At 39.6% G+C, this 23664-nt stretch carries 17 protein-coding genes and 1 pseudogene; 11 read left to right on the forward strand and 7 right to left on the reverse strand.

The window, feature by feature from the left end; genetic code table 11:
* Positions 1-243: 243 nt before the first annotated feature.
* The gene (locus tag QOS06_RS08290; protein WP_283595798.1) at positions 244-429 is read left to right on the forward strand and encodes a DUF8462 domain-containing protein; all 186 of its coding nucleotides are present in this window, start codon (positions 244-246) and stop codon (positions 427-429) included.
* A 257-nt stretch (positions 430-686) separates the two neighbouring features.
* Here QOS06_RS08290 and QOS06_RS08295 read toward each other — a convergent pair whose 3' ends face one another.
* Positions 687-1709, reverse strand: coding sequence for a D-2-hydroxyacid dehydrogenase (locus tag QOS06_RS08295; protein WP_035161748.1), 1023 nt, complete (start codon positions 1707-1709; stop codon positions 687-689).
* 285 nt (positions 1710-1994) lie between these two features.
* Between QOS06_RS08295 and QOS06_RS08300 the strand changes: the two genes are divergently transcribed.
* Genes QOS06_RS08300 through QOS06_RS08310 form a run of 3 tightly spaced genes read left to right on the forward strand, consistent with a single transcriptional unit; the run spans position 1995 to position 6005 of the window.
* Complete coding sequence (locus QOS06_RS08300) at positions 1995-2453, forward strand: MarR family winged helix-turn-helix transcriptional regulator (RefSeq protein ID WP_003675113.1); 459 nt, start codon at positions 1995-1997, stop codon at positions 2451-2453.
* Positions 2450-4192 carry an ABC transporter ATP-binding protein gene (locus tag QOS06_RS08305; protein WP_078009657.1) on the forward strand — a complete coding sequence of 581 codons (1743 nt, stop codon included), beginning with the start codon at positions 2450-2452 and terminating at the stop codon, positions 4190-4192. The genes QOS06_RS08300 and QOS06_RS08305 overlap by 4 nt, the downstream gene beginning before the upstream one ends.
* A complete protein-coding gene (locus tag QOS06_RS08310) occupies positions 4176-6005 on the forward strand; it encodes an ABC transporter ATP-binding protein (protein ID WP_003675109.1) in 1830 nt (609 codons plus the stop codon). Before QOS06_RS08305 ends, QOS06_RS08310 begins: the two co-directional genes overlap by 17 nt.
* A gap of 72 nt (positions 6006-6077) precedes the next feature.
* Here the strand turns inward: QOS06_RS08310 and nrdJ are convergent, their stop codons facing one another.
* The 3 genes from nrdJ to ybaK all read right to left on the reverse strand — a co-directional run bounded on the left by nrdJ (position 6078) and on the right by ybaK (position 10442).
* Complete coding sequence (gene nrdJ, locus QOS06_RS08315) at positions 6078-8282, reverse strand: ribonucleoside-triphosphate reductase, adenosylcobalamin-dependent (protein ID WP_180874858.1); 2205 nt, start codon at positions 8280-8282, stop codon at positions 6078-6080.
* 138 nt (positions 8283-8420) lie between these two features.
* Positions 8421-9857, reverse strand: coding sequence for a C69 family dipeptidase (locus QOS06_RS08320; RefSeq protein ID WP_063164364.1), 1437 nt, complete (start codon positions 9855-9857; stop codon positions 8421-8423).
* Between the two features lie 78 nt (positions 9858-9935).
* On the reverse strand, positions 9936-10442 hold the full coding sequence (ybaK, locus tag QOS06_RS08325) for a Cys-tRNA(Pro) deacylase (protein WP_013923874.1): 507 nt from the start codon (positions 10440-10442) through the stop codon (positions 9936-9938).
* Positions 10443-10570: 128 nt separating this feature from the next.
* Here ybaK and QOS06_RS08330 point away from each other — a divergent pair, with 128 nt between their 5' ends.
* Both QOS06_RS08330 and QOS06_RS08335 read left to right on the forward strand, forming a co-directional pair.
* Positions 10571-11302 (forward strand): GntR family transcriptional regulator, encoded by a 732-nt coding sequence (locus QOS06_RS08330; protein ID WP_003669974.1) that lies wholly within the window; start codon positions 10571-10573, stop codon positions 11300-11302.
* Positions 11303-11620: 318 nt separating this feature from the next.
* Positions 11621-14032, forward strand: coding sequence for a phosphoketolase family protein (locus tag QOS06_RS08335; protein ID WP_085680761.1), 2412 nt, complete (start codon positions 11621-11623; stop codon positions 14030-14032).
* Between the two features lie 227 nt (positions 14033-14259).
* Here the strand turns inward: QOS06_RS08335 and QOS06_RS08340 are convergent, their stop codons facing one another.
* Positions 14260-15183 carry an IS30 family transposase gene (locus QOS06_RS08340; RefSeq protein WP_283595801.1) on the reverse strand — a complete coding sequence of 308 codons (924 nt, stop codon included), beginning with the start codon at positions 15181-15183 and terminating at the stop codon, positions 14260-14262.
* Between the two features lie 86 nt (positions 15184-15269).
* Between QOS06_RS08340 and QOS06_RS08345 the strand changes: the two are divergent.
* The 4 genes and pseudogenes from QOS06_RS08345 (at position 15270) to QOS06_RS08360 (ending at position 19819) form a co-directional block, all read left to right on the forward strand.
* A pseudogene (locus QOS06_RS08345) lies at positions 15270-16624 on the forward strand (APC family permease).
* A 34-nt stretch (positions 16625-16658) separates the two neighbouring features.
* Entirely contained in the window at positions 16659-17405 is a 747-nt protein-coding gene (locus QOS06_RS08350) for an alpha/beta hydrolase (RefSeq protein WP_085680765.1), read from the forward strand.
* 133 nt (positions 17406-17538) lie between these two features.
* Positions 17539-18891: a branched-chain amino acid transport system II carrier protein gene (gene brnQ, locus QOS06_RS08355; RefSeq protein WP_085680767.1), complete on the forward strand. Its 1353-nt coding sequence runs from the start codon at positions 17539-17541 to the stop codon at positions 18889-18891.
* A gap of 25 nt (positions 18892-18916) precedes the next feature.
* On the forward strand, positions 18917-19819 hold the full coding sequence (locus QOS06_RS08360) for an ROK family protein (protein WP_085680769.1): 903 nt from the start codon (positions 18917-18919) through the stop codon (positions 19817-19819).
* Positions 19820-20038: 219 nt separating this feature from the next.
* Here QOS06_RS08360 and QOS06_RS08365 read toward each other — a convergent pair whose 3' ends face one another.
* Both QOS06_RS08365 and QOS06_RS08370 read right to left on the reverse strand, forming a co-directional pair.
* On the reverse strand, positions 20039-21967 hold the full coding sequence (locus QOS06_RS08365; RefSeq protein ID WP_283595805.1) for an elongation factor G: 1929 nt from the start codon (positions 21965-21967) through the stop codon (positions 20039-20041).
* 11 nt (positions 21968-21978) lie between these two features.
* On the reverse strand, positions 21979-22446 hold the full coding sequence (locus tag QOS06_RS08370; protein WP_085650117.1) for a universal stress protein: 468 nt from the start codon (positions 22444-22446) through the stop codon (positions 21979-21981).
* Positions 22447-22646: 200 nt separating this feature from the next.
* Here QOS06_RS08370 and lplA point away from each other — a divergent pair, with 200 nt between their 5' ends.
* Positions 22647-23660 carry a lipoate--protein ligase gene (gene lplA / locus QOS06_RS08375; RefSeq protein WP_283595807.1) on the forward strand — a complete coding sequence of 338 codons (1014 nt, stop codon included), beginning with the start codon at positions 22647-22649 and terminating at the stop codon, positions 23658-23660.
* The last annotated feature ends 4 nt before the right edge of the window (positions 23661-23664 follow it).

Below are 23664 nucleotides of genomic sequence, written 5' to 3' on the forward strand. Positions count from 1 at the left end.
TATGAATATGTCCAAGACGCTCCAGTCAATTCAATGTGATTAAGTTGTCGAACCGCCGTATACGGAACCGTACGTACAGTGGTGTGAGAGGTCGATAATCGAACTAATCAATTATCTCCTACTCGATTCTGGCACTAGATATATCAGTAGTTTGATAGAAAATGTAAAATATAATCAAAATGTAAAAGAATGTAAAAAGAGAGTGAAATGCTATGAATAATTTACAAAGAAATCCATTTGCTAATGAATTACGATCGAACAGCTAAGCAGCAACAAAATTATGTTAATCAATATCGCCGCCGTATGATTCAACAAGATTTAATTACACCGGCTGGTAATGGTCAAGTGCGATTTAAATTACCGTTATTTAAAGAATATCTTGATGATACTCAAGATATCAATTATGTTCGCTATGACCCATTGCTTTAACTATATAAAATAAAAATTCAGGATGAATGTCGGCGAAAAAAGGACATATTGAAGGAATCAAAAACCTCGTTAAAACACTTAGAGAGTTAGATGTAGATGAAAGAAAAATTCGTCAAAAAATTAAGGTACGATATAATCTAACCGATAGTGAAGCAGACAAGTATTTAAAATAATTAATTAAATTAGGACTTAAAAAAGCCAAAGTAGCAAAATAAATGTTACTTTGGCTTTTAATAGTTATAGTTAGAGAATTTATACTAGCCGACCTTAACTGGTGTGTCAGCTTTTTCACCATTAATTAGTTTGAAATTATTATCGAAAGCTTTAAGAACCATGTTACGGACAGCGTGAGTGGTGTAGAAAGCGGTGTGAGGGGTGACTAATACATTTGAGCGATCAATTAAGTCCTTCAAGCGCTTGTCAGGGAATTCTTTACCACGCCAATCCTCATTAAAGATACCGACTTCATCTTCATAAGTATCCATTACGAAGCCAAAAATCTTTCCGCTGTCTAAGCCTTCAATGACTGCATCGGTATCGACTAATGCACCACGGGAACAGTTAACAATTACAACGTTGTCTTTCATTTTAGCAATTGATTCCCGATTAATCATGTGGAAGTTTTCTTTAGTTGCTGGAACGTGAAGTGAGATTACATCAGCTTGAGCGTAGAGGTCATCAAGACTGTCCACGTAGTAACCTTGCTTCTTTAATTCTGGATTTTCAAATGGGTCATAGGCGATTACTTTAGCGCCAAAGCCTTCCATAATTTGCATGTAGACTTGTCCAATGTGTCCGGTACCGATAACACCAACAGTTTGGTCACGAACTTCACGACCGATTGTCGGTGCCCAGCGTAAGTCACCATTAGCAATCTTTTCGTCTAATACTTTAGTTTGACGGAGAATACGAGCAGTTTGAATAGCAGCGTGTTCTGCGATTGCGTTAGGGGAATAAACAGGAACGTTGGTAATTTCAAATCCCAGTTCCTTTGCCTTATTCATATCAATATTGTCGACACCAACGTTACGTAATGACATCTTTGTAATGCCTTGATCCGCAAGCGCTTGAAGAGTATCAGCAGTGTAATCAAGTTGCTGATAAACGACAACACCATCAGCACCCTTTGCTTTTTTAGCAGTTTCAGGAGTTAATAGTTCGCTGGTATATTCGACTTCAACTTCTGGATGATTTTCGGCCCATTCTTTGACATAAGGTTCTTCGTCTTTACGGATACTGAACGCAAAAATTTTTTTATTAGTGCTGGAAGAATTTTGCATAGATTGATTTAGTACTTGTTTGACAATCTTTTTAACTAATTCTGGGTTTACATCAACGTTAGCCATAATTTAAAAACCTCGTTTCTTTATAAGGAACTTAATCCCATATGCAAATTAAACAAACTATATTATAGCTTATAATAAATAACTAGTTAAACGCTGTCAAATAGTGAGTAATGTTATAGATAGCAGTATATGAGCTCACATTTTAATTTGCATTATTCTTATAAAAGAGTAACATATAAAAAGTTAGGTACCAAACGAGTTGACGAAAGGAAGAATTTAATGGCTACTAGTGAAGAGTTAACAAAGGAATTATTCTCTTTTTCTAATGAGATTCATCAGCGGATTATTCAAAGCCACCGGGCACATAGCGCGTTTATTGGCCGCGGTAAAATTTTGTGGTTATTGGCAAATAATGATTATGTTTATCAGAATCAACTTGCTAATCTTGCCAAAATAAAGCCGGGATCGTTAACTCAGATTCTTGAAAAAATGGAACATGAGCAATTAATTATCCGTAAACGTGACCATAACGATAAACGTTTGATTTATGTTCGCCTAAGCAATAAGGGAAAAGAGCAATTTCAAAAAAACGAAAAGTATCATCGTGATTTTCAAGAATTTATGACTGCTCCGTTAACACCGGTAGAGATAGATCAGTTTGTCGCGACTTTAACGATATTACGAAAACAATTTAATACATATATTGATCAGCATCAAAAGGAGATGAAAAATAATTGATACGGATAGCACGAAAAAATTTAGCTTTATGGGCAACCTTAGGAGCAGTTCTCTTTTTACTAATTCAAGTTTCCTGTGATTTATATTTGCCAACGGTTACTGCAGATCTTGTTAATCGTGGAATTGTCCAAAAAGATATGGGCGTGATTTGGAGTAAGGGAATTAAGATGCTGATTGTCGCAGCAATCGGTCTTCTCGCTGCGGGGCTTAACGTTTACTTTGCGGCCACCCAATCAATGAGGGTTGGTGAAAAATTAAGGGGCCAAATTTATCATAAAGTTTTACGTTTTTCTAATCGTGAGATGGATGAATTCGGGGACTCTTCATTAATTACGCGTTCGACTAATGACATTGTGCAGATTCAAAACGTAATGGTTCAAATGCTACGGATGATGCTTCAAGCGCCGGTTATGCTGGTTGCTGCGTGTGTTTTGGCTTATATTCGCGAACCGCGGCTGACAAAAGTGTTCTTTATCAGTTTGCCTATCTTAGCGATTATTGTAATGATGGTGATGTACTTTGCAGTGCCATTATTTAAGAGTATTCAGAAAAAGACGGATCGCATTAATCTGATCTTCCGTGAAGGGCTCACAGGAGTACGTGTTATTCGGGCCTTCCGCCAAGATGAACGCGAACAAAAACGTTTTAAAACTGCTAATGAAGATTACACGCAAACCGGGATCAAGGCTTTTACGATTGTTTCGACATTATTTCCGGTTGTAACGCTGATTTTAGGGATGACTAATGTTGCTATCATCTTACTTGGTGGTCACCTTGTGGCAAGTATGAATATGCAGGTCGGTGATTTAATTGCTTTTATGACCTATGCTACTCAAATTATGATTAGTTTTATGATGCTTTCAATGATTTTTGTTTTTGTTCCACGGGCTTCGGCATCTGCTGCACGGGTTAACGCTGTTTTAGACCAGCCAATTAGTATCCATGATGCAGCTAAAAAAGACCAGGAGAAGATTTCAATCGATCAACCAGCATCCCTAGAATTTAAGGACGTTGACTTCCGCTTTAACGGTGCGGAAAGACTTGCATTACAGGATTTGAACTTTAAAATTACTGCGGGACAGACTTTAGCAATCATCGGTGGAACCGGCTCTGGTAAATCAGCTTTAGTTAACTTAATTCCGCGTCTTTTTGATGTCGAGAGTGGTGAAATTAAAGTTAACGGAGTACCAATTAAAAAGCTCAGTCAGCATGACCTTCATAAAGTTATTTCAATTACGCAACAGCAAGCAGTTCTCTTTAGCGGGACAATTCGTTCTAATCTTCAATTTGGTTATGAAGATGCAAGTGACGAGCAGATATGTCGTGCACTGGAAATTGCACAAGCAGCAGATTTTGTTCTTGAAGAGGGCGGACTAGATGCTGTCGTAGAGCAAAATGGAAGCAACTTCTCTGGCGGACAGCGTCAACGACTGGCGATTGCGCGGACGATTATTAAACCGGCTTCAATTTATATTTTTGATGATTCATTCTCCGCGCTGGACTTTGAAACTGATGCTAAATTGCGGGCTGCTTTGGCTAAAGACCCGCAAATTCAGCAGGCGGTTACGGTAATTGTTGCCCAACGGATTTCAACGGTTGTCGATGCTGACCAGATTATTGTTCTTGAAGAAGGCCGGGTAGTTGGTCAAGGGACTCACCAAGAATTAAAGGCCCATAATAAGACTTACCAGCAAATAATCCAGTCACAGGTTGAGAAAGGGGATGTCGATCGTGCGTAGAGGACCACGTGTACCTGAACAAGCGCAGCATTTTTGGCCAACTACTAAGCGTTTGATTGCTTACTTACGGCCTTGGCGTGTGGGTGTTATTGTATCGATCTTTCTGGCAATTGTTTCAGTTATCCTCTCAATCTTGGCACCTAAAATTTTAGGTGAAGCCACTACTATTATTTATGATGGAATGTTAAAAGGATATGCGGAAATAAAAGCAGGAGAACACCTAAGCACGCTTCCCATTAATTTCAACCGCATTTGGCAGATTGGAATTACTGTTATCTTGCTATACCTTTTTTCCGGTTTGTTCAGTTTCTTGCAATTACAAATCATGACACGGGTATCACAGCGTGTTGTGTATAATTTGCGACAAGACTTTGAAGAAAAGATGCGACGGGTACCTATTAAATACTATGATACCCACAATAACGGGGATATTATGAGTCGAATGGTTAACGATATGGATAATATTGCCGGAACACTCCAGCAAAGCCTAATTCAGATTATTACCAGTGTATTAACGGTTATTGGCGTCTTTATCTTAATGCTAACCATTAGTTGGAAGTTAACCATTATTGCGCTTGTGACGATTCCGCTGAGCATTTTAGTTGTTGCGTTTGTTGCGCCTACTTCACAACGATTATTTGGCCGCCAGCAAGCAGCCTTAGGAAAAATCAATGACCAGGTCGAAGAAACCTATGCTGCTCATACAATTGTTCGGACGTTTAATAAAGAAGAGGACGAAGAAAAAGAATTTAATCGGCGTAACCATCAATATTATCAATCAGCGTGGAAAGCGCAATTCTTTTCTAGTCTAATGATGCCGATGATGATCTTTATTCGAAATGTCGGCTATTTAGTTGTTGCAGTTGTTGGTGCAATTCAGGTTATCCACGGCCAAATTACACTTGGTAATGTTCAAGCGTTTCTGCAATATACCAACCAGTTTTCACAACCAATTGCGCAAATTGCCAATCTTAGTAATACCATCCAGCAGACAATTGCTTCTGCTGAACGGATTTTTGAAGTGCTTGATGAGCCGGAAATGGACGATAAGATTAAAGAGACGCCAGTATTGGCAGGCACAAACTTGCCAAAGGTTGAGTTTAAAGATATTCAATTTAGCTATACTGATGAACCGCTTATTCAAGACTTTAACCTTAAGGCGCCACGGGATAAGATGGTTGCGATTGTTGGTCCAACCGGTGCCGGAAAGACAACTATCATTAACCTTTTAGAGCGCTTTTACGACCCTCAAGGCGGGCACATTTATCTCAATGGACAAGATATTAGCTCTATGACCCGCGATGATTTGCGGAAACATATCGCAATTGTTCTTCAGGATACGTGGCTCTTTACGGGGACAATTTTTGAAAATATTAAGTATGGGAACGAAAATGCATCAGATGAGGAAGTTTATCATGCGGCAAAAATGGCACGGGCTGACGCGTTTATTCGTGAATTGCCTGATGGTTATCAAACAGTGCTGGATGAATCGGCATCTAATATTTCGCAAGGGCAGCGTCAACTACTAACGATTGCTCGGGCATTTTTAGCTGATCCAGAAATCTTGATATTAGATGAAGCTACGAGTTCTGTTGATACACGGACAGAGGTATTAATTCAAGAAGCAATGAATGCATTACAGCAGGAACGAACTAGTTTCGTTGTTGCACACCGTTTATCAACAATTCGCAAAGCTGATCAAATTGTAGTTGTTAATCATGGGAAGATTATCGAAACCGGTAATCATGAATCATTGATGAATCAAAAGGGATTCTATGCGGCACTTTATAATAGCCAATTTGCAGGAAATTAGCTTAAGACTAGCAAAAAGCGACCAGAATCGGCGGAGAGGCTGATTCTAGTCGCTTTTTTTAGAGAAAAATTATTAACGAATTGGACATGCACCGCCAGCACAGTCGGACTGATCAACAAGGTCAAGTGCTTTATCCTGTTGTTGCGCGTTAAATACATCAATTACATTACCAGTAATTTCGGCTTGTCGTTTAACGAAAAATTCTTTAGTGATTGGTTCTTTAGGTGCTTGTTTTAGCGAACCGCCATAATAAGGTAATAGTGAAGTAGATTTGATTCCGTTAAGGTACTGCTTTAATAGTACCGGAATTTGGGCAGCTTCTTTATTTTGGAAGGTAATGGTACAGCTAACGGCATTATCAGACCAGTATTTCTGTAAGAACGCCTGAGTAGCGAATTGTTCTGCAATTGATACATTTCCAGCAGAAGCAAAGTTTTTGTTTTCAGCATTAGTTGCCTTAACCGGGAATTCAACACAGATAGTATGGTCAGTATAAATATCAGGTTCCATCCGATAGCCGCATTCTTTTAATGCATCAAGCAGCGGATCAGTATCCTGAAAACGAATCCGTTGAATAAGGTAGCCAGCATAGTGGAAGTGCATTCCTTCAGAAACACCAGCTAATTTTGCTACTGTTCCAGAAGGTTTAACAGTAGTATGTTTGATTGACAGATTACAATTCAATTCAGCAGAGTATTCCTTATCGGCGTTAATTACCGCTTGATACAGGGTGTTGAACTTGTCAATTACTCGTTGGTCGTAGACAGGTTCCATTACTCCATCATTATTTTTTGCAAAGCCGGTTACTACGCGGTTACCAAAGTCGTTTAAAATCCAATCTTGTATTCCTGACATTGAAATCCCAATGCGCCGGTTTTTCTGGATCATTTTACGGGAGACTTCCCAATCATAGTGACTAAATGTAACCCGCTTTGCAAAACGAACGCCAAGCCGAAAAGCATCATTAAGGTCCCAGCCTTGTTTTTCAGCGACAAGCGGGAAAACTTCAAACAGGTTACAAGGTTCGCCGTTAGCAAGAGAAATTTCGCCACACGGGTTAGTTCCTTCAACGTCGCCATCGATATTTTTCTGGTAGCCATCAGCTATTCGGCCATAATTTTTCGATAGGCTAGTATTGACGATTCCTGGTTCACCATTTTCTTGAATGGAATCAGCGACCTCTTGGAAGTGGTCAAAATCCTTATCAATACTAATGCTGTTATTTGATGCCCACCGGTGATGCTGGAGCTTTTCTTGGTCTTGCTTCATTGTAATAAATTGGTGATTATTTCCTGAACCAAGAGCTAGTTCAGCTGAACGACGAACGTTACCAGCGACGACAGCTTTGCCGATTAGATTACAGATATCGGTACAGTCAACGGCGCTTAGGTTCGTACCGACTTTAGCGTTAAGCACCTTGTTAACATCTTGAAGCATTTCAATTAGGGGTGTAGGGCCAGAAGCAGTACCGCCAAAGCCGTGGATTTTAGCACCACGTGGACGGATATTGGTCATATCCAAAATAAGCTTATTTACATTATTTTGGTTGGTGTTTTTAAAGTGAAGGTCAATTAATTGAGCAACAGCAAGTACCCAGCCTTCACGGGTATCGGGAAGCTGATAGTAAATTTCATTTTCCTGGAGCGGCTTTTTGATATCATTTCGATCGAAAGCGCCGGCACTAATTGATTCATCATAAGAAGCACTGCTTTTATCAATTACGATGGATAAGTTAATTTTGTGATCTACGCTTGGAATTTGATTAATGTTATCGTCTGTCACAGAAAAGCCGACACCGCCACCCTTCATTAATTCGTCAAAGAGAAAAGCAAAAGGCATTGATACTGCTACTTGCTCATTATTTAAGTAGCTTGGCTGAATGTGACTATCACCATATTTCTGGGGACGAATAGCAATGAACCAGCAATTGTTTAGTGAGTCACCGGTCCGTTTCTGGTAATCAGTACCTGAAATCCATAAATTTCGCCCAGATGGTGTTGCACCGAGACCGTAGATTAATTTGAATAACTGTTCTGCTTCAGTTGTTAACTCATCAATAACAGCTTGGGATGGGTTATCATTAAGACGGGGATCAAGGTTAATGTTTCCTTCAATAACGCGTTTAACGGTTTCTTTCCATTCTTCAGTTCGATCCTTATCTGCTTGCCACCGAGCATATGTCCGCTTATATGTAACCCAACCGAGCGGACCCCAATGTGGTGTGATTTTTTTAGTAGCTTGATCAATAAATGATTCTTTAAGTGTGATTTTTTGCATGGTAATTAGTGCTCCCTTTAAATTAGATAACACAATATATGGTAATCTAATCCAGCGTGATATACAACATATAGTGATTTTTAAAAACCGCAATGAATTAGACGATCATTGCGGTTCAATCAAATTATAAAAATTTAGTTATAGGTTCTTGTCGATTTTGAAGGTAAGTTTAGAAAGCTCTAACCCGTGCATAACTAATTCAGCCATTAGGTTCTTAGTTCGCTTAGCCATTTCAGCAACCATCTCATGAGTCTTGGAACTCAAAAAGTCGCTAACTTCACTAGGTGCCATCCCCTTAACTTGTGGAGCAATTTCATTAACCCAGCGGTACAAATATTCGCGTGAATCTTTGAGGTAATCTAAGTCTTCCTTAGAGAACTCAGCGTGGTGTGATTCAACAAGCATTGAAAGGGTACGGTACATCCAATAAGCACTCTTAAGATCCATGTTGAGTTTTTCTGGTGTTTCACGGTAGCTGACATCAATATCTTCGGCGTTTCCGAAAAATGGAATATAAGGAGTAAATGTTGGTACGCCAAAGCTCATCCACATAATAGTTGAAGCAGCTTCTGGCAAATCATTCCGAACCTGCAGAATATGGGAATTCTGTGTTCGATTTAGAGAAATTGGCCGGAAAAGCTGTTTTTGCTGTTCAGTTCCTTCGTGACCGAGGGGATCGTAAGGAGTTCCTTGGTAGTGACTGCTGAGGATTTTTTGCACGTCTTCAAGGGTAACACGGTGATTGGTTTGCATGATAAATGGAATATCAAAATCCAAGGGATCGAATTCTACGCTGGGGTTTAATACCTTATGACCATACCATTGACGTGGTGTGTTGTAATGTTGGTCGAATACGTCAGCAGTCCCAAAGATATGGCGGAAGTCCCAACCATATTTATCAGGGTTGAGGTGGTTTTTCTCAACGAATTCTTGGATGCCGTCAGACCACATAAAGTTATCAGGGTCATTAAAGTCAACTTGCTGGATTGCTACTCGATTTCCAGTTACGGCATAAGAGTCATCGGGGATCCGTTGAGCAACCCAGTGGTGACCAGTGACGATTTCCATATACCATACATCTTTTTTGTCGCTGAATATAATACCGTTTCCTTCAGCAGAACCGTATTTGGCGACTAGTTTACCAAGGTATGCAACCCCGTCACGAGCGCTATCGATAAAGGGAAGGGTAGCAGCGACCACAAGATCTTCATTGATTCCGGTTTCGGTATTAAGCGGATCGCAGGCAAGGACGCGTTCATTTGCATAAACACTTTCGGTTGCACTCATTCCAACATTTTTTTCGTTAAAGCCGCTCTCATCGAATACCCCTTCAGTTCGATAATCAACATTAGGAGTACCTTGATAACGATAACCATCAGCAGGGCGATCAATTACACATTTATTTAAGTATGCCTTTACTTGGTTAGGGTGATTATGATATGCGGGATAAGTAACGAAGCGTTGGGGCGTAAGTGGACCAAATGTATCATCATTCCGTGCTGCCATTGTTGAACCATCAATCGTTGCGTTGCGACCCACAAGGACAGTGGTACAAGCAGATAAATTCTTTTTCATCTTTTCAGGACCTTTCTATCAAACAAACTACAATAATCAGTTTAATCTTCAACATTAACCGGGTCAATCGTCAAGAAACTACTTTTGTTCTAAATCAGCGAAAGTAGCATGAACTAGGGTGGCAAGATCTTCGGCATTTAATTTAATAGAACGGCCCACTTTACCTGACGAAACGAAAATATCGCCTTGTTCTCTGGCCTCGTTATCAATAAAAATAGGGTATTCAAACTTCTCGTAAATTCCTACAGGGGTGTTAGCACCATGCACATATCCGGTAGTTTTGAGAAGATTTTTTAGCGGCACCATATTAACCTTTTTATTGCCCGAAACCTTAGCAAGCTTTTTCTCATCTAAGTGTGTATCGACTGGGATGACGCCAACTAGCGGTCCGGTTACGTTACCGGTTAATACTAGGGTCTTATAAATAATATGTTCGTCAACCCCGGTATGATCAACACTCATTGAACGTACATCGCCATCTTGGTGAGTCGGAAATTCAGCTTGCTCGTAAGCAATGTTATTTTTATCGAGGATTTGTTCTACCTGTGTTTTTTTCATTTTGCTTTTTTTATTTTTTTTACTCATAAAAATTTCCTCCTAAGTTTATCTGGGACGCACCAATATTTTACAAAAGGATCCCAATTTAAAATAGGTCTGCTATACTAAAAGTGTAGCTTAAATTGCGAATTAATTAAATCCGAGGAGTTAATTAGATGGCAGACTTAGTATATCGCTCAGTGATGCGTGATATAAAACAAAAAATACTAGACAATAAATACCAAGGGATGCGTTTACCTGATGAACGAAGCTTAAGTGAAATCTATCAGGTAAGCCGCAGTTCCATAAAACGGGCATTGGGAGTGCTCGCTCAGCAAGGAATTATTTTTAAGAAACGCGGATCCGGTACATTTATTAATCCGTTATACCTAAAAAACCAGTCATTGTTCCATTATGAAGGTAGTAATTTGGGTGTAACGGACAGTTTCCAAGTAGATGGTAAAAAGCAAGGAATAAAATTACTTGATTACCAAGTTGTTCCTGCAAGTAAAGATGTTCAAGAAGAACTATTTCTTAATGATAACGACTTTGTTTATCAGATTAAACGGCTACGGTTAATTGATGATCAGCCGTTTATGATTGAAACGGGTTTTATTCCAATTAGAATTACGCCCACTCTTTCTCCCGAAGTTGTTAATGGGTCAATTTTTAATTATTTAGAAGATATGATGGGGAAAAGGGTTACAAAGTCATTTATGACGATTGGTGTTTCGCCGTCAACAAATGAAGATCAAGACTTATTGAAGTTGAATGAAACAGAGCCGGTTGGAACAATTGAAGGGATTTTCTTTTTGGATGATGGGACGCCGTTTGAAGTTTCTAATATGCGAATTCACTATAAATACATGAAATATAGTACTTTTGTTAGCCTAGACCAAGAAAACTAGTGAATATGATAGCAGTATTTAAAGTATTAAAATAGATGTAAAATTTATTTTTTTCAAAAGAAATTTTAATTGTACACTGTTGGTATTGAACGGGGTTAAACAAAGGTAAATTAGCATTTCTGCGGATTAAGATAAATAGAAAAATGTTAAAGAACACCTTAAAAAGATTAATTTTTTATAATTGGACCGTATCAATTTGTAAAAAGGTTGACTTTTTGAAAAAACAGTTTATCATTAACATTGTAAATTTAATGATTTACGTTATGTTGTTATAGAGCACAGGACGTATTGATTTATATAGAAGGAGTGTTTATTAGAATGGCAGTAGATTACGATTCCAAGAAGTATTTGGAAAGTGTTGATGCTTACTGGCGTGCAGCTAACTACCTTTCAGTTGGTACTTTGTTCTTAATGGGTGATCCATTATTACGCCAACCATTAAAGGCTGAAGACGTTAAGCCTAAGCCAATTGGTCACTGGGGTACTATTGTTCCTCAAAACTTCATTTACGCACACTTAAACCGTGTAATTAAGAAGTATGACCTTGATATGTTCTACATTGAAGGTTCAGGTCACGGTGGCCAAGTTATGGTTAACAACTCATACTTGGATGGTTCATACACTGAAATTTATCCTGAATACACACAAGACACTAAGGGAATGGCTAAGTTATTCAAGCACTTCTCATTCCCAGGCGGTACTGCATCTCACGCCGCACCTGAAACTCCAGGTTCAATCCACGAAGGTGGGGAACTTGGTTACTCACTTTCACACGGTGTAGGTGCTATCTTAGATAACCCTGATGTTATTGCCGCTGTTGAAATTGGTGATGGTGAAGCTGAAACTGGTCCATTAATGGCATCATGGTTCTCAGACAAGTTCATCAACCCAATCAAGGATGGTGCGGTATTACCAATCATCCAAGTTAACGGATTCAAGATTTCTAACCCTACTATTCTTTCACGGATGAGTGACGAAGAACTTACTAAGTACTTTGAAGGTATGGGCTGGAAGCCATACTTCGTATCAGCTTACAAAGAAGCTGACCGTGATGGTGAATTCGATGGTTACAAGCCACACATGGAAGTTCACGAACAAATGGCTAAGACTATGGATAAGGCTGTTGAAGAAATCAAGGCTATCCAAAAGAACGCTCGTGAAAACAACGATGATTCATTACCACAATGGCCATTAATCATCTTCCGTGCACCTAAGGGTTGGACTGGTCCTACTAAGGATCTTGATGGTAACCCAATCGAAAACTCATTCCGTGCTCACCAAATTCCTATTCCGGTATCACAAGATGACATGGAACACAAGGACATGCTTATTGACTGGATGAAGTCATACAAGCCAGAAGAATTGTTTGACGAAAACGGTCACCCAGTTGCTCTTGTTGAAGAGAACACACCAGAAGGTAACCGTCGTATGGCTATGAATCCTATCACTAATGGTGGTATCGATCCTAAGCCACTTGTATTACCAAACTACCGTGACTTTGCTGTTGACGTTCAAACTCCAGGTTCTGTTGTAAAGCAAGATATGCTTGAATGGGGTAAGTACCTCAGCAAGATGGCTGAATTGAACCCAACTAACTTCCGTGGATTTGGTCCTGACGAATCTAAGTCAAACCGTCTTTACGCATTCCTTGACAACCAAAAGCGTCAATGGATGGAAGGCATTCACGAACCAAACGATGAAAACGTTGCTCCACAAGGTCGGATGATTGATTCTCAATTATCAGAACACCAAGCTGAAGGATTCCTTGAAGGTTACACATTAACTGGTCGTCACGGATTCTTCGCAACTTATGAAGCATTCGGTCGTGTTGTTGATTCAATGCTTACTCAACACATGAAGTGGTTACGTAAGGCTAAGGATCTTTACTGGCGTCGTCAATACCCAGCATTGAACTTTGTTGATACTTCAACTGTATTCCAACAAGACCACAACGGTTACACTCACCAAGATCCAGGTCTATTGACTCACTTATTTGAAAAGGAACGTCCAGACCTTGTTAAGGAATACTTACCTGCTGATACTAACTCACTTATGGCTGTATCAAACAAGGCATTCCGTAACCAAGAATGTATCAACCTCTTTGTAACTTCAAAACACCCACGTGCACAATGGTTCTCCATTGATGAAGCTACTGAATTAGTTGACAATGGTCTTGGCTACATCAACTGGGCATCTACTGACCAAGGTAGCGAACCAGATGTTGTATTTGCTTCAGCTGGTACTGAACCTACTGAAGAAGCTCTTGCAGCTATTGACATTCTTCATGACAACTTCCCTGAATTGAAGATTCGTTACATCAACATCATTGAAATCATGAAGTTGATGAAGCAAGACAAGAACCCAGAAGGTTTGTCTGACGCAGAATTCAACCGTTACTTCACTACTGACAAGCCAGTTATCTTTGCATGGCACGGATTCCGTGACATGATCCAAGCATTGTTCTTCGATCGTGCAAACCGTAACGTTCACATTCACTCATACGAAGAAAATGGTGATATCACCACTCCATTCGACATGCGTGTATTAAACGAACTTGACCGGTTCCACTTAGCTAAGGATGCTATCCAAAGCGTTCCTGGTTACGAACAAAAGAGTGCTGCATTTGTTGCCAAGATGGACAACATGATTAACAAGCACAACCACTACATTCGTTCAGAAGGTAAGGACTTACCAGAAGTTACTAACTGGACTTGGAAGGGTCTTAAGTAATCAGCTACTGATTGCTAATTAAACACTTAATAAATTAAGAAAAGAGATCGAGTTTAACTCGGTCTCTTTTTGTTTAGAAATATAAAAATTGGTTAACTTGCTTACCTGTAAAGCCTTTAAAATAAGAATAGACTTTAAATGAAGATAATATTATTTTTGTTATAAAGGATAGAAGGTGGAGCTTATCAATACGAAAAGGTAGATTGCAATAAATAACTTGAACAAATTTAATGACGCAGATTAAGCAAAAAGATCTCAATTGGAGTTCGCCAGTTCAAACATTTGAGTGGCCGTGAATTCAGATACCAGTTAATCTGAATCAATTCATCATCACTAATCTCTTCAATTGGCTGACCCTTAGGAATAAATCGCCGTAACACTCGATTACGATTCTCATTACTACCACGTTCATGCGGAGAATAAGCATGGGCAAAGTACAACGGCACGCCGGTATTTTTCTCAATTGATTGGTAGTTGGCGAACTCTTTCCCGTGATCAACCGTCAGTGTCTTGAGATTAGTTCCTAATTGATTAGCTAACTCAAGGATAGCCTTAGTCATTGAAGTGCTATCTCGTCCACCAAGCCGTTTAACGATAGTAAGGCGACTCTTGCGTTCGACAAACGTGGCTACTGCTTGACCTTTGCGCTTGCCAGATAAAACCGTATCAGCTTCAAAATGACCTGCAATATTACGATCAGAAGCTTCAGCTGGACGATCTTCAATCGAACGACCATGACTAAAAGTACCACGAGTTTCTTTAGCCCGCTTACGGCGAATACCATGATCTGGTAAGTCAGTTAAGCTAATCTTTAAGAGGCCTTGATCAACCCAGTTATAGATAGTCTTATAGGCGATCATAACCACATGGGCTACTTGTTCAATTGACCATTTTTGGACCTTGATCTTTTCTTCGATTAGTCGTTTGAGGTTAACCGTTAATGAGCATTTCCGGCCACGATAACTAAGTTTAGTTTCGTGGTCGGCTTGCGCACTAGTCGCATGGTATTCACCCTTTAACCGGTGAATTTCATTAAAGATAGTAGTCTTACTAAAGCCCAGGTAATCAGCGATATATCGAAGAGATCGCTTTTCATGACGAAGCGTTTCGATGACAATGCGGTCTTCAAATGATAAAATAGTGGTGCCCATAAAGGTCCTTCTTTCTAATGGAATGTTGTGACGACACCATTAAAGACCTTTATGGGTTTTTCTGTCCACTAAAATGTTCAACTTAAATTTTACAATCTGCCAAAAAGAAAAATCCTAAAAAGTTATCGTTCATTTCAATTTACTTTTTAGGTATTAATGGTGTTATTGGGTCAGGTGCTTTTTTGCTACCACAAGTTATCTATAAAGATATGGATTTAGCAAGTGTCCTTGTCTTACTCTGTGCCGCTATTACGGTTAGCATGGTTGCGTTATGTTATGCGGACCTTTCTAGTTGTTTTACAGGATCAGGTGCGGCTTGGCTTTATTCATATAATGTATTTGGCCGGTTTACTGGCTATGAGCTCGGCATCTTTACGTGGCTTTTAGGATGCTGTACTTTATCTGCCGAAGTGGTAGCCTTATTGACAACTCTCCGAAGCTTTTTACCACTTTTTAATATTCATTGGGTATACTATGTTTCTGTTTTTGGCTTAATTTTATTATTTTCAATCATTAACTTCTTCGGCCGGACGCTTGTTAAGTTGGTCGATAACCTCTCTTCAGCTGCAAAAATGATTACGATCCTTGCTTTTATTGTTATTGGCGTTTTTTGTATTCACTTTGCTAATTTTTCACCGGTAATCCCTCATGCAGCAACCACCGGGGCAATGCCGCTTGCCAAACATTTTGGAGCAGCCTTTAGTGTTGTCTTCTATATGTTTACTGGCTTTTCCTTTATCCCAATTGCTGCAAAACAAATGACCGATCCAGAGAAAAATATTCCGCGCGTATTAATTGCCGTAATGGTTAGTGTAACGATTATGTATTCGCTAATGATGCTAGTAGCAATCCGTATTTTAGGAACTAGGATGTCAAAGTATAGTACACCAATTGCCAATGCCTTTGGAACTGGTGTCGGTAAATGGGGGGGTACATTTTAGTGATTGTGGGAATGTTGATCAGTATTTTTGGGGTAGCGTTTGCGGCCTCCTTTAACACTCCGTCATTAATTTCCTCACTAGCGAATGAACACGCAATGTTACCAAAGTGGGTTGGTAAAAAGAACCGCCATGATGCACCATGGGTAGCGATTATCCTGACAGCCGTTGTTTCGATGTTATTAGTTACTCAATCTTACCTCTTTCTTGTTTCTTGTATTGTGCTTGCTTCGTTTGTTCAATATGTTCCATCAATTTTAGCAGTAATTAAGTTTAAACATACTAATGAATTCCCTAATCACGGGTTTAAGCTTCTCGGAAAATATATTATTCCAGTGTTAGCGCTCTTAATCTCATGCTATATGAGAACCAATTTTACAATTAAGACGATTACAGTTGGTGTTGTAGTTGCCGTATTGGCTGCGGTTTCTTACTTCTTTATCAAGGTGGATGAGAAACACGAGGCACACCACCATGCAATGTTGGAGAAGCTAAAACATTAAATCAAACAGTGTATAATAAGTGGGAGGTGGTTTGATGGAAATAACAATCAAACGAGATGGTCTAAAGCTATATGGTCTTCTTGAGGGAACAACGACGATTATAAACGATACAGTCGCAATTCTGATGCATGGCTTTAAGGGCAATCTGGGATATGATGATTCTAAAATTCTGTATGCTCTTTCGCACTATTTAAATCAACAAGGAATTTCAACGTTACGCTTTGACTTTGATGGAACTGGTCATAGTGATGGTGAATTCAAGGATATGACAGTTTTTAGTGAAATTCTGGATGGAATGAAAATCATTGACTATGCTCACACAACTATGCAAGCAAAGAAGATTTACCTAATTGGTCATTCGCAAGGTGGGGTAGTTGCTTCGATGCTGGCGGCTTATTATCGCGATATTATTACAAAACTAGTACTGCTGGCACCTGCTGCAACCTTGAAAGATGATGCATTAAAAGGAGTTTGTCAGGGAAGCCAATATGACCCTAACCATATACCAGAAACGGTTGATGTGCATGGCTTTACCGTTGGCGGTGACTACTTCCGAACGGTGCAGCTTTTACCAATTTACGAAACAGCACAACATTATAGTGGCCCCACACTGCTAATTCATGGGTTAGCTGATAATGTGGTTTCCCTTGAAGCATCAAAGAAATATAATGTAATCATGCCTAACAGTGAGTTGCATTTAATTCCTGGAGAAGGGCATATGTTTAATGGCTCACGACGCCAAGAAATTTTGGAACTAGTAGCTAACTTTTTAAAAAATTAGTTTTAAAGGATCGTTAACATTTGAGAGGATGTAACGGTCCTTTTTGATTAAAATGTACTTCTGTTCCAGCGACTATTTCATGGTATAATTTAGCGTCAGATTAAATTGAGAGAAAAGGAGCGAGTGATTAACTATGAACTCAATTAAAGCAGCGTGTAAAACCTACTTGGTAATTGGGTCGCTAATTTTTGGAATGTTATTTGGGGCAGGAAATTTAATTTTTCCTGTACATTTAGGACAATTAGCCGGTAACCAGTGGATAGCAGCAACGGGCGGATTCTTGCTTTCCGGTGTTCTTTTACCGCTATTTGCATTACTTGCGATTAGTATTACACATGCAAATGGATTATATGAACTAGCTTTACCAAATGGGAAAAGGTTTGCCCTTATTTTCCTTATCCTGGTTCAAATAATTATTGGACCTTTATGTGCAACCCCGCGTACGGCAACTGTTCCTTATACGATTGGAGTTGCGCCATATTTAAGTAAAGGGATGCAAGGCTGGGGATTATTAGCCTATACCGGAGCATTTTTTCTAATTGTTTACTTTTTTGCAACGTGTGAAGGAAAAATCACCGAAATAATTGGTAAGGTTTTAAATCCAATTTTCCTTATTATGTTATTTTTGATCTTTCTTCTCGCCTTTGTTCATCCAATGGGAAGTACAACTACTCCCCAACCAACTCCAGAATATGTTAATCATGCCTTTAGTAATGGTTTTATTCAAGGATATAATACTGTTGATGCATTAGCAGCATTGGTTTTTGGCGTTACGATTATTACCGCAATTCGCCAACTTGGTTTTAAATCTCAACAATCAGTTTCACTTGCTACTACCAAGGGTGGAATGATTGGAATTTTGGGAATTGGGATTTTGTATATTGGACTAATTTATTTGGGGACAACGAGTCGGCATCAATTCGCAATCGCAGCTAATGGGGGAACAACATTAAACCAAATTGCTCATTATTATATGAGAGAGTTTGGAAATGTATTATTGTTAACCCTTGCGACAATCACGTGTATGACAACGGCGATGGGGTTAGTAGTCGCTTTTGCTCAGGACTTCCACTATCGTTTTCCCCAGATTTCTTATAAAGCCTTTTTGCGGGGCAATTGCCTGTTGTCATTTTTAGTTGCTAACATGGGACTGGACCGGATCGTTTCATGGTCGATACCAGTTTTAATGTTTCTTTACCCGCTAGCCATTGTGTTGATCCTACTAGGTATTTTTTCGCCCCTATTCAAGGGAGCTTCGTTAATTTACCGAATCACGACAGGTATAACAATGATTCCTGCATTTTTTGATATGGTAAATACTTTCCCACCGGTTTTACGAGATACCACATTTAGCATGTCATTAATCCATTTTGCAGAAAAATACTTTCCCTTGTATCAACTTGGCTTTAGTTGGTTGCCTTTTACCCTGGTGGGCTTATTCATCAGTATTTGTATTTGGTACCTTCAACAGCGGAGTCGTGTATAATATAAGAGAAATGAGGTGAGGAGTTATGCAACGACAGTATTTAAGTATTGATATTGGTGGGACAGAGGTAAAGAGTGCTTTAATTGATCACTCTGGTAATATTTTTGAGAAAAATCATGTCTCAACTCCTCATCAAAAAGAAGCGTTTCTGGCTGCAATCTTTGCTGTGGTTGAACCAGTTTTAGAAAAGGTTACTGCGATTTGTGTCAGTCTTCCAGGAGTCGTTAATCCGACGACTGGAGAGGTAAAATTTACTGGCGCCCTTGGCTTTATGGGGACCTTTAACTTTGCGGCCTATCTGGAATCACGAGCTCATTGTCCAGTATATGTTGGTAATGATGCTAATTGTGCGACGTTAGCAGAAATGTGGCTTGGCAATCTCAACGGTATCAGTAATGGTGCTGTAATTACATTAGGAACTTCCGTTGGCGGCGGGATTGTTATTAATAATCAGCTCTTGCATGGACCACATTTTCAGGCCGGTGAATTAAGTGCCATGATCATTGATAATGATGCGCCTGAACTTCACTATTCGACAATGGGGGCTACTACTTCAGCAGTTAAGATGATTGAAACCATGGCTGATATTTGTGATATTAAGGATAAAACTGATGGCCGACGAGTATTTAAAGAAATTAATTGTCATAATCCAGTTATTTGGTCCTTATTTGAAGGGTTTTGTCGGCGAGTAGCTGTTTTGATTTTAAATATTCAGACAGTTGTTGACCTTGAACGTGTGCTCATTGGTGGTGGCATTAGTACGCAAAAAATTTTAATTGATGAAATAAAGAAGCAATTTATGATTCTGCAGAAGAGTGATTACCGTCTTCATGATGATGTTACGATGCCAGAAATAATGACCGCAAAGTTTGGCAATGAGGCTAATTTATTAGGTGCATTGTATGGATTGCTATTGACAATTGAATGAAAAAAGAGAGTGAGTGGGAATTAACCTTCTCGACAAGGCGGTGGGCTAAGGATAGAACGGTGATTAGCACGGCACGGGCTGATTAGCGTTCGAACTTAGCCTCGAGCCTTGTGGTTACGACGCGAAGCTAGTTCCGCGATATCTTAAATAATGTTCGTATAAATAAAGAGGCTGTTGAAAAAACGAAGTTTTTTCTCAGCCTCTCTCTTTATCAACAACCTATTTTCTATACGGATAATGCGCCATTGCGGGGACTTCATTCCATGGAACGGGGAAACCAGCACCATGAGCACAGAAGACAGAATCAGGAGTGTTCTCTAGGTCAGCAACCGGATCATAATTAACATCTTTAATAACATCTTCAGCATTATGACATGGATAATAGCCAGCAACAACAAGCTCGAGCTGACCCTGGCTGTGAGTGTAGGTGCGAACGCTTTGGACATAGTCGCGCATGCCCACAACAGGAGCAGTTCCCGTAATCAGGGTTAGGTCTTGACTATTAGCTTCATCAAGCGCGAACGTACCATGCATTTGTTGAATATCATTAATTGCGCGTCCTACTTGGTCATTCGGGACTTTAAGATGAAAAGCATACCAAGGCTCTAATAATTGATATTCGTTTTGTTCCTTCAATTCCATCAATCCTTGGCGAACCGCTCGCCAACTAGCCTGACGAAAATCTCCACCAACTGTATGTTTAATATGGCCGCGACCACCAATGAGGGTAATTCTGACATCGGTAAGAGGAGCTCCTATAAGAACTCCTAAATGTTCTTTGGCCTGTAAACTAGTTAAGATCTGGTGTTGCCAATTGCGATCCAGAATATCAAGACTGCAGTCACTGTTAATTGTAATTCCAGAGCCTTGTTTTCCTGGTTCTAAAAGAAGGTGGGCCTCAGCATAGTGACGTAATGGTTCAAAGTGACCGACTCCTTCGACTTTGTTAGTAATCGTTTCTTGATAAAGAACGTTTCCCTCATCAAATGTAACTTCCAATTGGTAACGTTCTTGAAGCAATTGTTGCAGGATCTGAAGTTGAACTTCTCCCATAATCTGAACGTGAATTTCTTGGATGTGAGGATGCCAAGAGATCTGTAGTTGTGGATCTTCATCTTCAAGCTCTTTTAAGGCGTTGAGACAAGCATGAAGGTCCTCTTTAGCAACTTTAACGGCATAATTTAAGACCGGTTTTATGACTGGCGCAGGGAGTGGCTTTGTTTTACCAAGACCAAGTCCAGGGGATGTGGAAGTTAATCCAGTAAGAGCACCGACTTGACCTGCGTTTAAAACCTGAGTTGGGCTAAATTTAGCCCCGTTATATATTCGGATTTGGTTCACTTTTTCTTCGTTTAGTAAAACTGATTTAGCTGGAATTTTGCCACCGAATACACGAACCCAACTAAGCCTATTACCCTTGTCATCATGGGAAATCTTGAATACCCGCGCCACAAACTCATCAGAAAACGCAGGCGTAACTGTCCATTTCTCAAGTCCATTTAAGAAATTAGTGATTCCAGTTAACTTTAGGGCTGCTCCCCTATAACAAGGGAACACTTTACGTTGTTTAATCAATTGCTGAATTGTTTGATCGCTAAGGCTACCAGTACTGAGGTAGTTTTCTAAAACTTTATCATCTTGCATGGCAATTGTTTCACGAACTTCGTCAGTTAATGGATCAGCAAAATTAAGGCAAGCCGGCGAAAATTCTTTTTGCAGTTGTTTGATAACACTGCTAGGATCAGCACCAATCACATCTTCTTTGTTAATGAAAATGAAGGTCGGGATATCATAACGAGCAAGAAGATCCCATAATGTGCGAGTGTATCCCTGAATGCCATCAGTAGCTGAAACGACAAGAATTGCATAATCAAGAACTGGTAAGACTTGTTCTGTTTGACTAGCAAAATCGACGTGTCCTGGGGTATCGAGAAGGGTAAGCGCAAGGTCATTATATGTTAGCTCAGCTTGATGAGTAAAAAGAGTGATTCCACGTTGCTTTTCGAGTGTGTTAGGATCTAAAAAAGCATCTCCATTATCCACGCGACCTAGCTTTCGAATAGCGCCGGTTTCATACATGAGTGCTTCGGTTAAAGTCGTTTTTCCAGCATCGACATGAGCAACGATGCCAGTAACAATTTGTTTCACCGTTTTTTCACCTAGTTAACATGGTCGTTTTTGCGAACAACAAGAACATCACATTTTGCCATCCGACTAACATAGTGGGTAACAGAGCCAAGAACAAAGCGTTCAAGACCAGATACACCAGTCGCACCGAGAATAATCAAGTCGGTGTTGTGATCTGACGGAAATTCATGAGCAATAACACGTTTTGGATTTCCAAACCGGATATGAACGTTAACATCTTCAACCCCCGCATCGACCGCGCGCTTTTTCAAGTCATCGAGTCGTTCCTTGGTAGTTTTAACAATGTTATATGTTTCTTCGTTGCTAAGGGCCGCATTACTATAGCCATCTGTTAGTTGCGTTACTTGAACGATCCGTAAGATATCAAGGCTAGCATGATTCCGTAGTGCAGAATCAATGGCACTTTCTAAGACGTTACTAGTAATTTTTGAGCCATCGACAGCAACTAGAATGTGTTTGTATGGATAAATTTCTGTCATAATAGACACCTCCGAAAGTTTATACCTTTATTATAAAATGTTTTCGCCCTAAAAAGATGTAAAAAAGAAAGTATTTTTTGCTTTGTCGATAATATATTGCAAACGCTTACGAAAAGACGTACACTACAAATGGATGACTAAATGACAAAAGTAAATTTTTAGTCTATTTATGTTGATGTTTTTATAAGAGGGTGCTAGTTATGCGTTATGTTTCAATGACTTCTCATAATATTGGAATGAATTTAGCTACAGAACAATATTTAATGAATAATAAGGATTTTGGGAAAGAGCCTTTAGTACTATTTTATTATGAAGAACCATGTATTATCGTGGGCCGGAACCAAAATACGCTTGAAGAGATTAATCATGATTATGTAAAGGAACACAGTATCCGGGTAACCCGACGTTTATCAGGCGGTGGTGCTGTTTATCAAGACTTAGGGAACCTCTGTTTTAGTTTTGTGGTCCCAAGTGATAGTGAAGAATTCGGTGACTTTAAATCGTTTACCCAGCCAATTGTTAATGTTCTTCATCAAATGGGTGCTACTAGTGCAGAAGTCAGCGGTCGTAATGATATTTTAGTTGATGGTAAGAAATTCTCGGGGAATGCGATGTATTCACGTAATGGAAAGACGTTCTCCCATGGAACTTTAATGCTTGATGTTGACTTAAGTGTCGTCGCGGATGCCCTTCATGTGGCAAAAGATAAGATTGCTTCAAAGGGGATCAAATCAGTTCGATCACGGGTTACGAATCTTCGTCCATACTTGGATGAAAAGTACCAAGATATTGATGTGCCAACATTTAGGGATGAATTGCTAAAAGGTCTCTTCCATGTTGACGACCTTGAGGAGATTAAGGATAAGCAATACGTGGTTACCCCTGAAGATCAAAAAGAAATTGATAAGATCTATGAGCAGTACTATAACAACTGGGATTGGGTCTATGGTAAGTCGCCAGAGTTTACGGTTAAGCGGCGGAAACACTTTGATATGGGGACAATTGATGCCCGCTTTGATATTAAAGATGGCGTAATCAAAAACGTGAAATTCTATGGCGATTTCTTTGGCCCACAGGATATTAACCAACTGGCAGAAAAGCTCCAAGGGATTAAGTATGACCATGATGAAATTGCTAAAGTCCTTGAAGCGGAAGGAACCCAACAATATATTACGGGAATTCCAACCGCTGAAGTAGCTGATTTACTCGCATAATTGA

Source organism: Limosilactobacillus sp. DJ3M12, from assembly GCF_947381695.1.
GTDB classification, from domain to species: Bacteria; Bacillota; Bacilli; order Lactobacillales; family Lactobacillaceae; genus Limosilactobacillus; species Limosilactobacillus kinnaridis.